General features: G+C 60.9%; 13 protein-coding genes. 9 read left to right on the forward strand and 4 right to left on the reverse strand.

The genetic code is table 11. The annotated features are described in order from the left end of the window. Window positions 1-54 precede the first annotated feature (54 nt). The 3 genes from MWU53_RS03885 (at window position 55) to MWU53_RS03895 (ending at window position 4,204) form a co-directional block, all read left to right on the forward strand. On the forward strand, window positions 55-2,898 hold the full coding sequence (locus MWU53_RS03885; protein WP_247090687.1) for a glutamine-synthetase adenylyltransferase: 2,844 nt from the start codon (window positions 55-57) through the stop codon (window positions 2,896-2,898). A gap of 18 nt (window positions 2,899-2,916) precedes the next feature. Next, window positions 2,917-3,189: a hypothetical protein gene (locus MWU53_RS03890; protein WP_247090688.1), complete on the forward strand. Its 273-nt coding sequence runs from the start codon at window positions 2,917-2,919 to the stop codon at window positions 3,187-3,189. Between the two features lie 175 nt (window positions 3,190-3,364). After that, entirely contained in the window at window positions 3,365-4,204 is an 840-nt protein-coding gene (locus tag MWU53_RS03895) for a hypothetical protein (RefSeq protein ID WP_247090689.1), read from the forward strand. An 83-nt stretch (window positions 4,205-4,287) separates the two neighbouring features. On the opposite strand, the gene MWU53_RS03900 is transcribed toward MWU53_RS03895, so the two are convergent. The 4 genes from MWU53_RS03900 to cobA form a co-directional block, all read right to left on the reverse strand. After that, on the reverse strand, window positions 4,288-5,562 hold the full coding sequence (locus MWU53_RS03900) for a uracil-xanthine permease family protein (RefSeq protein ID WP_247090690.1): 1,275 nt from the start codon (window positions 5,560-5,562) through the stop codon (window positions 4,288-4,290). A 79-nt stretch (window positions 5,563-5,641) separates the two neighbouring features. Then, the gene (locus MWU53_RS03905) at window positions 5,642-6,865 is read right to left on the reverse strand and encodes an MFS transporter (protein ID WP_247091741.1); all 1,224 of its coding nucleotides are present in this window, start codon (window positions 6,863-6,865) and stop codon (window positions 5,642-5,644) included. A 75-nt stretch (window positions 6,866-6,940) separates the two neighbouring features. Further along, complete coding sequence (locus MWU53_RS03910; RefSeq protein ID WP_247090691.1) at window positions 6,941-8,218, reverse strand: cobyrinate a,c-diamide synthase; 1,278 nt, start codon at window positions 8,216-8,218, stop codon at window positions 6,941-6,943. Continuing rightward, complete coding sequence (gene cobA / locus MWU53_RS03915; RefSeq protein WP_247090693.1) at window positions 8,218-9,087, reverse strand: uroporphyrinogen-III C-methyltransferase; 870 nt, start codon at window positions 9,085-9,087, stop codon at window positions 8,218-8,220. The genes MWU53_RS03910 and cobA overlap by 1 nt, the downstream gene beginning before the upstream one ends. 97 nt (window positions 9,088-9,184) lie before the next feature. Here cobA and MWU53_RS03920 point away from each other — a divergent pair, with 97 nt between their 5' ends. The 6 genes from MWU53_RS03920 (at window position 9,185) to speB (ending at window position 14,047) form a co-directional block, all read left to right on the forward strand. After that, window positions 9,185-10,237, forward strand: a complete 1,053-nt coding sequence (locus MWU53_RS03920; RefSeq protein WP_247090695.1) for a cobalt-precorrin-5B (C(1))-methyltransferase — start codon at window positions 9,185-9,187, stop codon at window positions 10,235-10,237. Continuing rightward, window positions 10,234-10,965, forward strand: a complete 732-nt coding sequence (locus tag MWU53_RS03925) for a precorrin-6A/cobalt-precorrin-6A reductase (protein ID WP_247090697.1) — start codon at window positions 10,234-10,236, stop codon at window positions 10,963-10,965. The genes MWU53_RS03920 and MWU53_RS03925 overlap by 4 nt, the downstream gene beginning before the upstream one ends. Further along, window positions 10,941-11,582: a DNA-3-methyladenine glycosylase 2 family protein gene (locus MWU53_RS03930; RefSeq protein WP_247090699.1), complete on the forward strand. Its 642-nt coding sequence runs from the start codon at window positions 10,941-10,943 to the stop codon at window positions 11,580-11,582. The genes MWU53_RS03925 and MWU53_RS03930 overlap by 25 nt, the downstream gene beginning before the upstream one ends. Next, complete coding sequence (locus tag MWU53_RS03935; protein WP_108856215.1) at window positions 11,579-12,262, forward strand: alpha/beta fold hydrolase; 684 nt, start codon at window positions 11,579-11,581, stop codon at window positions 12,260-12,262. The genes MWU53_RS03930 and MWU53_RS03935 overlap by 4 nt, the downstream gene beginning before the upstream one ends. 180 nt (window positions 12,263-12,442) lie before the next feature. Further along, window positions 12,443-13,027 carry an HNH endonuclease gene (locus MWU53_RS03940; protein ID WP_247090701.1) on the forward strand — a complete coding sequence of 195 codons (585 nt, stop codon included), beginning with the start codon at window positions 12,443-12,445 and terminating at the stop codon, window positions 13,025-13,027. Window positions 13,028-13,096: 69 nt separating this feature from the next. Further along, a complete protein-coding gene (speB, locus tag MWU53_RS03945; protein ID WP_247090703.1) occupies window positions 13,097-14,047 on the forward strand; it encodes an agmatinase in 951 nt (316 codons plus the stop codon). Window positions 14,048-14,077 lie beyond the last annotated feature (30 nt).

Here is a 14,077-nt window from a genome sequence, read left to right on the forward strand (position 1 = left end):
GGGTGACTGTAGCCAAACAGCGCCGATGGGCAAGCTGCACAGAATGGTCGCAACATGCTTTCCCATGTTGACCCGCCCCGCCGCCCGGCGCAATTTGCGCATATGAGCCAGACTTCTTTCGCCGCCCGCATTACCCGCACTCCCATCGCTTACGAGGCCGAACCTGCCGCAGATATCGACACGCTGTTTGCGGACCTGACACCGGATCTACGCGAAGTTTTATCCGGCGCAGCAGGGTGCTCGCCCTATCTGAAAGGGCTGATGGAAAAGCAGGCCGATTGGCTGCGCGAAGCGCTGAGCATTGCGCCGGAACAGGCGATCCGCGCCGCCATGCAGGACATGAACACCGACAGCGACAGCGCGCTGCGTAAATCCCTGCGCATCGCCAAGCAACGCATCGCGCTTCTAACCGGGCTTGCCGACCTAGCTGGGGTCTATCAGTTGGAGCACGTCACCGGCGCACTGACCGATCTGGCGGATTTTGCCACCCACACGGCCATGACTTTCCAAGTGGGCAATGAGATCCGGCGCGGCAAGCTGCCCGGAATGACCGAGGATGACACCGACACCGCAGGCGGCATGGTGGCGCTTGCGATGGGCAAGATGGGCGCGCACGAGCTGAACTATAGCTCGGACATTGATCTGATCATGCTGTTTGACGACAGCCGGTTCCAGGGCGCGGATTTCCACGAGGCCCGCGCCAGTCACGTGCGCGCGACTCGCAAGATGAGCGCAATGCTGTCTGAGTTGACCGAGGACGGATACGTCTTCCGCACCGATCTGCGCCTGCGCCCGGACCCGTCTGTGACGCCGGTCTGTGTCTCGATGGAGGCGGCGGAACGCTATTACGAAAGCCTTGGCCGCACGTGGGAACGTGCCGCCCATATCAAGGCGCGGCCTTGTGGTGGCGACATCGCAGCGGGCGAGGCCTATCTGACGCGTCTGCGCCCGTTTATCTGGCGCAAGCATCTGGATTTTGCCGCCATTCAAGACGCCCATGACATGCGCCTGCGCATTCGCGCGCATAAAGGTCTGCATGGCGACATAACGCTGCCCGGCCATGACATGAAGCTGGGGCGCGGTGGTATCCGCGAGATCGAGTTCTTCACCCAGACCCGCCAGATCATTGCGGGCGGGCGTGACGAAGGGCTGCGCATGCGCGAAACCGTGCCGGGTTTGGCGGCCTTGGCGGCGAAAGACTGGATCCCTACGGATGTGGCTGAAATCCTCACCCGCCATTATCGTTTCCACCGCGAGGTCGAACACCGCGTCCAAATGTTCCGTGACGCGCAGACCCATAACCTACCCAAAACTGACGACGAATTCGATCGTCTGGCCCGGATGATGGGCGAGGGAGACACCGAAGCCCTGAAGACCCGTATCCATGATGCGCTGGCCGAGGTCCACGGGCTTACTGAAAGCTTCTTCGCGCCTGACGGCTCTACGGCCGACACCCGCGAACTGTCCGAAAGCGAGGCCGAGATCGTGGCGCGCTGGGGAACCTATCCCTGCCTGCGTTCGGCCCGCGCGGTCGAGATCTTCAACCGTCTGAAGCCCGACCTGCTGGCGCGTCTGGCCGATGCGCCGCGCCCGCACGATGCACTGATCCAGTTTGATGGATTTCTGAAGCGTCTCCCGGCAGGGGTGCAGCTCTTCTCGCTCTTCGAAGCCAATCCGACACTTGTTGATCTTATCGTCGACATTGCCGCCACGGCCCCTGCGCTGGCCGCCTATCTGGGCCACAATGCGCAGGTGCTGGATGCGGTGATCGGCGGCGGGTTCTTCGAGCCGTGGCCCGGCGGCGAGGCGCTTGAGGCCGAGCTGCGCGCGCGGCTCGATAAAGCGCCCGATTATGAGGCCAAACTGGATGGTACGCGTCGTTGGATGAAGGAATGGCACTTCCGCATCGGCGTGCATTTCCTGCGTGGCCTGATCCACGCGCGCGAGGCGGGTGCGCAATATACAGACCTTGCCGATGCGGTCATCCGCGGCCTCTGGCCTGTGGTCGTTGACAACTTTGCTCTGAAACACGGCACGCCGCCGGGGGCAGGGGCCGCAATCATTGGCATGGGGTCTTTGGGGGCACGGTCGCTCTCGGCAACCTCGGATCTGGATCTGATCATTATCTACGACCCTGAAGATCAGGATATGTCAGACGGTCGCCGCCCCTTGGCGACCCGACCTTATTATGCACGACTGACACAGGCCTTCCTGACTGCACTGTCTGCACCGATGGCAGAAGGGCGGCTTTACGAGGTCGACATGCGCCTGCGCCCCTCGGGCCGGCAAGGGGCGGTGGCGACCTCGATCGAAAGCTTCAAGGCATACCAGCGGGACGAAGCGTGGACGTGGGAGCATCTGGCCCTGACCCGCGCGCGCGTTGTGGCAGGGCCAGAAGGACTGGCCAAGGATTACGAGGCCGCTCGCGTCGACGTGCTTGGGTTTGACCGCGACCCTGCAAAGGTGATCGCCGATGTGATCGAGATGCGCAATCGCATCGCGGATGCCAAGCAGTCGGGCGGGGCGCTGGACGCCAAACTGGGTGAAGGCCACCTGCAGGATGTTGAGCTGGTTGCCCAGACCGCGGCACTACTGTCGAGCGACACCCCCCGCGAGCCTGATCGTCAAATTGCACAAGGTGTCGCCATTGGGTGGTTTTCTGACGCGCAAGGGCGCGATATGGCGCAATCCCACGACTTAATGTGGCGCTTGCAGGCCGCGTCCAAGCTTTTGTCTGACGGTCCTTTGGACCTTGATACTTTGGGGCAAGGTGGTCAGGATCTGCTATTACGCGAGACCGGGGCGGAAAGTGAGGCTGCCCTGATCAAGGATCTGGAGGAGAAGGCGCGGGCCGCAGCCCTAGCCATTGACGAGGTGCTGGCCAACCCACCCGGGTAAGGCCCGCCGGAGGACCAAATGACGAACATTATCGACGCCATCGACCAGCGCGGCCTGATCCGAGATAGCTATGTGATCGAAGGGATCACGCCCGGTGAATGCCGGTCGATCTTTCTGGACTGGGCGCTGTTTGAAGATCACGAGATGCCTCAGCCTGAGCGGATCAAGACGCTGCTTACGCACTACGGACCCAAGGCACCGGATCACCCGATGACCGAGGTCCTGCGCGCCGCATTGGAAGATGCTGCGCCGCCCAAGCGACGCGGTGGACGTGCTGGGCGCGTGGGATAGACGCGCCTGATCAGGCCAAATTATCGATTTGGTAACTCAACGGTGACATTCTGCATGCACTATGCAACGCAGATTTATCCTTCTGGTTTCTTTCCTCTGCTGCCTTTGGGGGGGCAAAGCGCTGGGGGATGATGTGCGGATTTGTAAGGACGTTTCTGCCCTGCAAGAAGCCAGTATGCTACATCAGACGGCAAGCCCTTTGGGCGATCCTGCAGCGACAAAGAAACTCATATCATCTCTTTCCCAACAGATAAAACGGGTACGTGCACTTAACATGCCGACAGGCGTGGTCAGCCAGTCAGATGCGCTGGGAATGATCTCGGCCGCTTTGGATCGGGCTGTTGCACAGTCAGGGTCAAGTGAACGGCTTGTTGCAAGCCTGACGTCACTTCGCACGGATCTGGAGATGTTGACGATCATCTTCGGGTGCGAGTTTGTCGCCTCGACCGAAGTTGCGGGGCGTGACACGAAACCGCTCGCAATGCGACGTCCACCCGATGAAAATAAGGCGAATGAAGGGATACAGGCGTTAAAGAACCCGATCGTGTTGAGCGGTAGCACACTGGGTCTTCTGGTGGTCTTGGCGGCGATCCTGGCCCGACTTGGCTTGCGGGGCCGCGCCAAACGAGAAGTCTGCAACACGCCGGTGCTGGTTAACCTCAAGAACGGTTGTACGAAGACACGGATCGTTGACATCAATCGGAACGGCGTAAAGATCGAGGCCGCGCCGATCCACCTGCAGGATGCGTGCGTGGATCTCTATTTTTGCGGCTATAAGCGCCGTGGAAAGATCAGATGGAAGAATGGATATTTTACCGGGATCGAATTTCAAAAACGCATAAGCCAAACGGAAGTGTTTGACGTTGTTGAGAAAAGTCAAACATCTATGGAAAACAGTGGCATAGAGGAAAATGCAATGCCATTCTATCGTGTTGATTGCCATCACGACTGCGGCAAGTATTGCCCGAGCGCGATGACCGAGCGAGTGGAGAAAGAACAGGACAAGTCCCTTTAGGCGCGATGGAAAAGGGAGAAATTCGCTTATCTGAATGAAAAAAGCGCGCCCGTTTCCGAGCGCGCCGTCGTCGAAAAGAGGGCTTACGCCTCGATATGTTCCGCTTCTTTCGGCAGGATCAGGTTCAGAATCACGCCTGCCACACCCGCAAGGCCAATGCCAGCCAGGGTAAAGCCACCACCGAACGGGATCGACAGCCCACCGATACCGATCACCAGAACGGTCGAGACGATCACCATGTTACGGCTGTTGGTCAGCGCGTCTGCGCCAATCCGGGCCAGCACGGTCAAGCCAACTACGGTGACCATACCGAACATCAGGATCATGATGCCGCCCATGACCGGCATGGGAATGGTCCCGAGTGCGCCCGTAACTTTACCCACGAAAGCCAGCGCAATCGCGAAGATCGCGGCCCAGGTCATCACGGCCGGGTTGAAAGCACGCGTCAGGGTGACGGCACCAGTAACCTCGGAATAGGTGGTGTTGGGCGGGCCGCCGACCAGACCTGCGAACACGGTGGCCAGACCGTCGCCCAGCATGGTGTTCTGGATGCCCGGCTCTTTCAAATAATCCTTCTTGGTGACCGAACTGATGGCCATCACATCCCCGAAATGCTCAATCGCAGGGGCAATGGCGACGGGCAGGATGAACAGGATCGCGGCCATGTTGAACTCGGGCGCGACGAAGCCGGGAACGGCGAACCACGCCGCGTCTTGGAAGCTTTGAAAGCTCACGAGGCTCTCGCCGGTGATGGCCCCCAGGATCAGCGCGGCAAGATAGCCCGCAATGACGCCGAAGATAATGGGCACAACCTTGACCATGCCGCGACCCCGGATCGCGATCAGCATCGTGGTGCTCAGCGACACGGCGGCCAGGATCAGCGCATAGGATTTTGGCATGATCTGCGTGTCCCCAGCCAAGCCGGTTGCCATGTTGATGGCCACCGGGGCCAGCGCCAGACCGATGACCATGATCACCGGACCTACCACGACGGGTGGCAGGTAGCGGTGCAGCCAGTCCGAACCCCAGATGCGGATGGCAAAGCTAATGGCAACATAGAATAGGCCCGCTGCAGCAAGGCCACCCAAGGTGGATGGAAGGCCCCAAGTCTGTACGCCGTAAATGATCGGGGCGATGAACGCGAAGCTGGATGCCAGAAACACCGGTACTTTGCCGCGGGTGACGATCTGGAAGATCAGAGTCCCGACGCCTGCGGTGAATAGCGCCACGCTGGGGTCAAGCCCGGTCAACAGGGGCACCAGCACAAGCGCCCCGAAGGCGACGAACAGCATTTGCGCCCCCACAAGCGCCTGTCCGGGGCCGAATTTATAGTCGGTCTGAGTGATGTCGCGACTCATTTCCATGTCCCTTATTCAGAATTTTCCGCTGTTTAGCGCTTCTCTGCGGAAGCGACAGCCGAAAAAGGCACTGGAGGGATCAGGCGTCCTCGGCTGGACGCATCATCAGCCAGATGAGCGAGGCACCGGCCAGTGCAAGGAAGGGGACCATGGCGATGTTCACCGCGCTCCACCCCTCGACAGCGCTGCCGCCCGAGCAGTTCATCAACCCGCCCGAGGCCAGCGAAGCCACGGTCACGCAGCCAAACACGATCATGTCATTCATGCCCTGAACGCGTCCCCGCTCTTCCGGGGCATGGGCGCCCGCCAGCATCGACGTCGCACCAATGAAACCAAAGTTCCAGCCGACGCCAAGCAAGATCAGAGCGACAAAGAAGTTCTCAAGCTCAACCCCTTGCAGGGCGACGACGCCTGCGAGACCAAGAATGGTCAAGCCGGTGGCGATGACCATACGTGTGCCGAAGCGTGCAATTAGGTGGCCGGTGAAGAAGCTGGGAACGAACATGGCCAATACGTGGGCCGTCACGATGTTGCCCGCCATGTCGGTCTCAAACCCGCAGCCCACGACCGCCAGTGGGGTCGAGGTCATGACAAGGTTCATCAGCGCGTAAGACACCATCCCGCAGATGATCGCCACGGCAATCACTGGGTCACGCAGAAGCTCCATCCGGGTACGGCCTTTGGGCGCGTCTTCGTGCGGTTTTTCGGGTTTGGGAATGTCCAGCCCCAGAAACAGAAGCGATCCCAGCAAGTTGATCGCGATAATTGTCAGATAGGCCCCAAGGAAAGGCACGACCATCGCGTCATTGGTCAGGTTGAACAGCTGCGGCCCGATGATGGCCGAGGCCAAGCCGCCCGCCATGACGTAGGAAATCGCCTTGGGGCGGAACGCGGCCGAGGCAGTGTCGGTGGCCGCAAAGCGATAGAACCCCTGCGCAGATTGATACAGACCCATGAAGAACGAGCCGATCAGGAAAATCGTGAAGTCGGATTGCATCAAGCCATAGGCGCTGATCGCGGCCCCAACCGATCCGCCCAGCGTGCCCAGCCAGAACCCGATCCGACGCCCGAAGGTCTGCATGACCCATGCGACTGGGTTGGCAAAGATCATCGATCCGCCCACCATCAGGGAAATCGGCAGGGTCGCCCAGCAGGGGTTCGACGCAAGCGACTGCCCGGCCAGACCGGCCATGGTGAAGATCATCGGCATCTGCGCGCCCAAAATAGCCTGCGCAAGCACAAGAATGGTCACATTACGCTTGGCGCGCGCGTCATCAGAAGGTGTCAGGGTCGTATCGGTCATGCGCATATGCGTATCCATGCATGCCTACTTTGACCAGAGCGAAATTGTACCCCTGAATGCGGGCGGATGTCGCAGTCAGACCCGGTCGATCAGATGCGCGAAGCTGCCCGAGATATTGCCTTCGATCAGTCCCATAGGTGTCAAGGCGCGGCCTTCGGCGTCTGTGGCATCAAACAACGGCGCGCCTTCGGCCAGAAGCGTGGTGGCATAGTGGAACTCATGCGCGTTCCAGTGTCCAGCGAACGGACCCTCGGCGGCGTGTAGCGCGCGATAACCAAGATGCAGTTTGCGTTGTGCAAAGCTGGTTTCCAGCCCAAGCAGCCCCAGCATTTCGTGGCGTTCGCCGTCCTTGTCGGTGATCGCGCGGCCAAGGGTCATATAGCCGCCACACTCGCCATAGATCGGGCAGGTGGCCGCGCGCATCCCCTGTTTGAAGGTCTCTGCCGCCGCCAGTTTGCCCGCGTGAAGCTCAGGGTATCCGCCGGGCAGAAAGATGAAATCGGCATCCGGGGCAGGGGCCTGATCTGCCAGCGGCGAGAAGGGCAACACCTCGGCCCCGGCAGCGCGCCAGTCGGACAGGATGTGCGGATAGGCAAAGGCAAACGCCTTGTCCGATGCGACGGCGATCCGCTGGCCCGGAGGCGTCAGCCGGGTGGCAGCGCCCGGCGCGTCTGCCGCGTATCCAGCCAGAGCAACCAGCGCATCAAGGTCAATCGCTGCTTCGACCACATCTGCGACTCGGTCCAGATAGGCCTGCAGATCGGGATGTTCTTCGGCCTGCACCAGCCCCAAATGGCGCGAGGGGTGCTCCAATCCCGACTGACGATAGACCGCGCCCAGCACCGGGATCAGGCTGTCTTGCAGGCTTGCGCGCAGCATTGCCTCGTGACGCGGGCTGCCCACATGGTTCAGGATAACGCCCGCAACGCGCACGTCCGGGTCGTGTTGGGCAAAGCCGTTCACCAGCGGCGCGACCGAGTGTGCCAGACGGGCGCAATCGACCACCAGAACAACGGGAAGCCCGAATGTGCGGGCCAGATCTGCGGTTGCGCCACGTCCTTGCGGCGGCGCGCCGTCAAACAGACCCATCGCGCCTTCGACTAGCAAAAGCTCGGCGCCAGAACGCGCCAGATCGTGCAGCCGTGCCGGGCCCATGGCCCAAGCGTCCAGATTGGGGCACTCGCGCCCGCAGGCGGCGGCATGAAAGCGAGGGTCGATATAGTCGGGGCCGGATTTCGCCCCGCTGACATCCACGCCACGCCGCGACAGGGCGCGCAGAAGGCCCAAGGTCAGGGTGGTTTTACCGCTGCCGGACGAGGGCGCGGACAGAATCAATCCGGTCGGTGCGGACATCAGCGATCCTCGGCCGGGCGGCCACGACCCAGCGGATCGGTGTTGCGCGGTTCCAGACCCGCGGCCAAGGCCTGCCAGTCCAAAGCCTGACGCATCAGAACCGCAAGGCCCACGCAGATGATGGCGGGGGCGCCGATGCCTTCGCGATCCGCGTCTTCAACGCAGGTGCCAAGGGTGGTTTCCAGCACACGCTGATCTGGTGTGGTTGCGTTCATGGTAATGGCGACAGGTTCATCTTCCCCGCGACCGGCAGCAATCAACTCGGACCGAATGCGGTCCAGATGCTTCATACCCATATAAATCACGATGACTTGCGAGCCACGCGCGATCGCGGGCCAATTCAGCGAACCGGTCGCATTGCCCGACTGGTCATGGCCGGTCACGAAGGTCACGGATTGGTTCACATCGCGGTGCGTTACGGGGATGCCCGCATAGGCCAGTCCGCCAATCCCGGCCGAAATGCCCGGGATGATGCGGATCGGTACACCATGCTGCACGAGCGTTTGGCCTTCCTCGCCGCCACGCCCAAACACAAACGGGTCGCCGCCCTTCAGGCGCAGCACACGTTTTCCGTCCCGCGCCAGATCCACCAGTTTCAACGAGATGTCGCGCTGTTTGGCCGACGGCTTGCCGCCACGCTTGCCTGCATAGATCACCTCGGCCTCGGGGCGCGCCCAGCTGAGGATCTCGGGCGAGACCAGCGCGTCATGCACGATCACGTCCGCCTGCATCAGCGCATTCACCGCGTGAATGGTTAGAAGACCGGGATCTCCGGGGCCAGCGCCGCACAGCCAAACCCAGCCGGGCTCAAGCGTGGGCCAGTCATGGCCGGGCAAAACAGGGACGGTATATGGATGCGAGTCAGTCATGCGCCCCTTATGCACCTGTTGGCCGCGCTCGAAAAGCGTAACTGCGACCTCACAGAACGGATTGGCGGCGCGGATTTGCGCGCCTATAGTCGTTGGAATGAAAAAGACAGATCCCCAGAAATTGCGCCGCGGCTGGACCACAGGCGCCTGTGCGACGGCCGCCGTAAAGGCCGCGCTGGATGCGTTGTGGGGGCAGGGTGCGCCTGCCCGTGTGACGATCACGCTTCCGCGTGGAGAAACTCCGGATTTCCTGATTTACGACCTGATCACAGGGGATAATTGGGCGGAAGCCGCAATTGTCAAAGATGCAGGCGACGACCCAGACGTGACCCACGGCGCGGTGATCCGGGCGCGTGTGGCGCCTGCCAAGCCGGGGCAAGGCGTGTTCTTTGTCGCAGGCGAGGGCGTAGGCACGGTGACGAAACCTGGCCTGCCAGTGCCCGTTGGGCAACCTGCCATCAACCCTGTGCCGCGCCAGATGATCAAAGGCGTCGTGCATGAGGCCGCTGCGACATATGACCAGACCGCCGATGTGATCGTCACCATCTCGGTCGAGGATGGGGCGGCGCTGGCGGAGAAAACGTGGAATCCACGGCTTGGTATCAAGGGCGGGCTGTCGATTTTGGGCACCACGGGCATTGTGCGCCCGTTCTCTTGTTCAGCGTGGATCGCGTCGATCCATCGAGGCATTGATGTGGCGCGGGCCGAGGGGCTGACCCATGTGGCAGGCTGCACGGGGGCGACCTCGGAAAAGGTGGTGCAAGGGCTGATGGGCCTCTCGGACGGGGCCATGATCGACATGGGCGATTTCGCGGGCGGTATGCTGAAATATCTGGCGCGCAACCCGATTGACCGGGTGACCATCGGCGGCGGCATCGGCAAGCTGACCAAACTGGCGCAGGGCGCACGGGATTTGCATTCGGGTCGCAGTCAGGTGAACTTTGAAGTGCTGGCTGAATGGCTGGGGGATCCTGAGGTTTCCAGCATGAATACAGCCCTGCAAGCATATGAAAAGCATGGGGAAGCCATGTCAAATATGGTCGCGGATAAGGCGCGAGAACAGGCAGTCCAAATCCTGCGTGGCGCGCCTGTTTCGGTGGACATCGTCGTCATCGACCGAAAGGGCGAGATCATCGCGCAGGCCCTGTGAAAATCCTGCTTCTGGCCGGAACCGGCGAGGCGCGCGCCTTGGCAAAGCTTTTGGCGGATCACGGACAGGAGGTTCTGGCCTCTCTTGCCGGAGTCACGCGCGCGCCTGCGGCCTATCCCGTGCCGACGCGCATCGGTGGCTTTGGAGGAAAAGCGGCGCAACAGGCCTTTATGACCAAGCATGGATTTGACGCGGTGGTGGATGCGACGCATCCTTTTGCGGCACAGATTTCAAGTCGAAGCCATGAAATTAGCGGCATACTTTCAATTCCTTACCTGCGTTTATTAAGGTCGGAATGGCGTGCGGAAAGTGGCGATGGCTGGCGCTTTATCGATCAGCCCGGAGAGGCCTCGGCGCATATCCCAACCGGTGCGCGGGTGTTTTTGGCAACTGGGGCCGCGTCTGTGGCGGATTGGGCAGAGCTGGCTGAAGGGCGCACTCTGTTTTGTCGCCGTGTGGACGCGACCGACGATCCCTTTCCCTATGATGGGGGCTGGATCGTTGGGCGTCCTCCGTTCTCGCTGGAAGAGGAATTGAATACGCTGCGCAGCCTCAGCATCACCCATCTTGTCAGTAAAAACGCCGGCGGGCCGACCAGCGCCAAGCTGTTGGCCGCGCGCCAATTGGGGCTGCCTGTGGTGATGCTGAACCGCACCGCATTGCCCGATTGCGATTGCGTTGAAACCCCGGACGAGGCGCTGGCATGGCTGACCACTCTGAAAGCTTGATCCAAGGGCAGGGCTGTTTGCAGCGCGAGGCGAGGCAGCTTTGCGCGCGCGAGCCGCGCTTTCTGCCCATTTTCGATCAACTGGATGAGATCCCACTTCGGCTGCGCCCGGATGGATTTTCGGCGCTGATGTTTGCAATCGTGGGGCAGCAGGTCTCGACCGCATCAGCGGCGGCGATCTGGGGGCGGGTGCAGGCGGCTGGTTTTGATAACACGGACAACGTCGCTCGTGCCAGCGATCAGGATCTGGCGGATGTCGGCCTGTCGCGCCCGAAAATCCGCTATGCCAAGGCTTTGGCTGAGGCCGGGATCAACTACCCGGCGCTGCATGATTTGCCCTCGGATCAGGTGATAGAGACCCTGACTGCTGTGCCCGGCATCGGGATGTGGACGGCCGAGATCTATGCGCTGTTTGCGTTGGCCCGCGCGGATGTCTTTCCAGCTGGCGACCTGGCCCTTCAAGAGGCCGCGAAACGCCTGTTTGATTTGCCCGACAGGCCGAAAGAAAAGGCGATGCGTGCCATGGCGGGGGACTGGTCCCCCAACAGGGGCGTTGCGGCGCGGTTGCTCTGGGCCTATTACCGCATGGAAACAGAACGCGAAGGGATAGGCGAATGACCCGCATCTTGGAAAGCAAACGGCGCGAAGCGGCCTCGGGCACCACCAAATCTGTGGTGGTGTTCCTGCATGGCTATGGCGCGGATGGTGCAGATTTGCTGGGGCTGGCCGATCCGCTGTCCGAGCATATGCCGGACACCACCTTTATTGCGCCCGACGCGCCCGAAAAATGCCTGGGCAACCCGATGGGGTACCAGTGGTTCCCGATCCCGTGGCTGGACGGCTCGTCGGAAGAAGACAGCATGCGCGGCGTCGATATGGCCACCGCTGACATCAACGCCTTCCTTGATCAGGTGCTGGAAGACGAGGGCATCGAGCCGTCTCAGCTTATCGTCTTCGGCTTCTCGCAAGGCACGATGATGAGCCTTCGCGTGTTGCCCCGCCGGGATGAACCGATTGCCGGATTGGTGGCGTTTTCTGGCCGGATGCTGGAACCTGATCAGTTTGCTGAAAATGTGGTGTCGAAACTGCCCATTCTGCTGGTGCATGGCGATCAGGATGACATGGTACCTCCGGGTCATTTCAGCGAAAGCGGAGAAGTTTTGCAGGCCGCAGGTTTTGAAACCTACGGCTTCATCATGAAGGGCACAGGGCACGGAATCGCGATGGACGGTCTGTCTGTGGCGCTTAGCTTCATGCGGGACAATCTGGGGATGACCCCGGCAAAGGCCGCAAACTGATCACATCTGGCCGACCGGCTGTCACATCCCTGAGATAATCTGATGATATCCCGCTGGCGACCCCATATGTTGGGGTTGTCAGGTTGTCTTATCAATATATAGTCAACCTATAAGCATGGGGCGGGTGTCCCCGCCCCGACAACCGATTGAGGATGTATACGGGCGAGGATTGGATGCGTCATGGATGGAGATTTCAGGACAGACTTTGTACGTGAAGGCGGTGGTGTCAAACAGCGCTCGGCCTTGGTGTTGAACGCGGATTTTAGGCCCTTGTCCTATTATCCGCTGTCCCTGTGGCCGTGGCAGGAGGCCGTGAAAGCGGCGGTGCTAGATCGGGTGAATATATTGGCCGAATATGACGAGGTGGTCAGAAGCCCGTCACTTGAGCTGAAGATCCCCTCGGTCGTGGTTCTGAAAGACTATGTGAAACCTCAAAAGCGCGTGGCCTTCACGCGCTTTAATTTGTTCTTGAGGGACGAATTTTGCTGCCAATACTGCGGTGCGAAGGGGGATCTGACCTTTGACCACGTGGTGCCGCGCGCCGCTGGGGGCGTAACCAGCTGGGAAAACGTGGTGGCGGCCTGTCAGCGGTGCAACTTGCGCAAGGGCTCGAAGCCTTTGCGGCACTCGGGGCTGTCCCTGCGCAAGCCCGCGCGCCAGCCCACGGCAGAAGAATTGCGCAATGTCGGGCGCAAGTTTCCACCCGGCCATTTGCACGACAGTTGGATGGATTTTCTCTACTGGGATACGGAACTTGACGCCTAATCTGTCGGATTTCGCATGACGACACGGATTTGACCCGATAGCCTCGTTCCAACCAGTAAGGAGGCCTTCATGTCCGATCCGTTTTTCACCCCCGTTTCGGGCTTTGACCTGCCGCGTTTTGCCGGTGTGGCGACCTTTATGCGCTTGCCTTATGTGGACTTCGAACACCCCCGGATTTCCGAGGTGCAGGTCGGTCTGATCGGCGCGCCTTGGGATGGCGGTACGACGAACCGCCCGGGTCCGCGTCATGGCCCGCGTCAGTTGCGCGATATGTCCACGATGATCCGGGCTCAGAATGGCGCGACGGGCGTGCGACCCTTCGAGGCGCTGAACTGTGCGGACCTTGGCGACGTGGCGCCGAATCCTGCAGATGTGATGGATAGCCTGAAACGGATGGAGTCGTTCTATGCCCGTGTCCACGCGGCTGGCATCCGTCCGTTGACCGGTGGAGGTGACCATCTGTGCACGCTTCCGATTCTGCGCGCGCTGACAAATGATGGACCGGTTGGGATGGTACATTTCGACAGCCATACGGACCTGTTCCACTCGTATTTCGACGGCACCATGTACACCCACGGCACGCCGTTCCGTCGCGCGGTCGAAGAGGGGCTTCTGGACCCAAAACGCGTGGTGATGATCGGCATTCGCGGCACGGCCTATGACAACGAAGATCGCGACTTTGCCGACAGTGTGGGTATCCGGGTGATTCCCATCGAAGAGTTCCACGCCCGCGGTGTCGACGACGTGATGGCCGAAGCCCGCGAGATTGCCGGGCAGGGTGCCACTTATGTCAGCTATGATATTGATTTCGTTGACCCTGCCTTCGCGCCTGGCACCGGCACACCCGAGGTGGGCGGGCCGAATTCCTATCAAGCGCTTCAGGTCGTTCGCGCCCTTCAAGGGCTAAACATTATTGGCGCCGATCTGGTCGAGGTTTCGCCGCCCTTTGATCCAAGCGGCGCGACCGCCTATCTGGGTGCTTCGATCATGTTCGAACTGCTGTGCGTGATGGCAGGATAACACGCCCTCCGGCCCGTCATTTGCTTGTGA

This window comes from Aliiroseovarius sp. S1123 (assembly GCF_023015885.1).
Classification (GTDB): Bacteria; Pseudomonadota; Alphaproteobacteria; order Rhodobacterales; family Rhodobacteraceae; genus Aliiroseovarius.

What these genes read in the sequence shown, in the direction of transcription:
- MWU53_RS03885 (WP_247090687.1), top strand. Translation starts at nt 55, where the DNA reads ATGCTTTCCCATGTTGACCCGCCCCGCCGCCCGGCGCAATTTGCGCAT.
- MWU53_RS03890 (WP_247090688.1), top strand. Translation starts at nt 2,917, where the DNA reads ATGACGAACATTATCGACGCCATCGACCAGCGCGGCCTGATCCGAGAT.
- MWU53_RS03895 (WP_247090689.1), top strand. Translation starts at nt 3,365, where the DNA reads ATGCTACATCAGACGGCAAGCCCTTTGGGCGATCCTGCAGCGACAAAG.
- MWU53_RS03900 (WP_247090690.1), bottom strand. Translation starts at nt 5,562, where the DNA reads ATGAGTCGCGACATCACTCAGACCGACTATAAATTCGGCCCCGGACAG.
- MWU53_RS03905 (WP_247091741.1), bottom strand. Translation starts at nt 6,865, where the DNA reads ATGACCGATACGACCCTGACACCTTCTGATGACGCGCGCGCCAAGCGT.
- MWU53_RS03910 (WP_247090691.1), bottom strand. Translation starts at nt 8,218, where the DNA reads ATGTCCGCACCGACCGGATTGATTCTGTCCGCGCCCTCGTCCGGCAGC.
- cobA (WP_247090693.1), bottom strand. Translation starts at nt 9,087, where the DNA reads ATGACTGACTCGCATCCATATACCGTCCCTGTTTTGCCCGGCCATGAC.
- MWU53_RS03920 (WP_247090695.1), top strand. Translation starts at nt 9,185, where the DNA reads ATGAAAAAGACAGATCCCCAGAAATTGCGCCGCGGCTGGACCACAGGC.
- MWU53_RS03930 (WP_247090699.1), top strand. Translation starts at nt 10,941, where the DNA reads ATGGCTGACCACTCTGAAAGCTTGATCCAAGGGCAGGGCTGTTTGCAG.
- MWU53_RS03935 (WP_108856215.1), top strand. Translation starts at nt 11,579, where the DNA reads ATGACCCGCATCTTGGAAAGCAAACGGCGCGAAGCGGCCTCGGGCACC.
- MWU53_RS03940 (WP_247090701.1), top strand. Translation starts at nt 12,443, where the DNA reads ATGGATGGAGATTTCAGGACAGACTTTGTACGTGAAGGCGGTGGTGTC.
- speB (WP_247090703.1), top strand. Translation starts at nt 13,097, where the DNA reads ATGTCCGATCCGTTTTTCACCCCCGTTTCGGGCTTTGACCTGCCGCGT.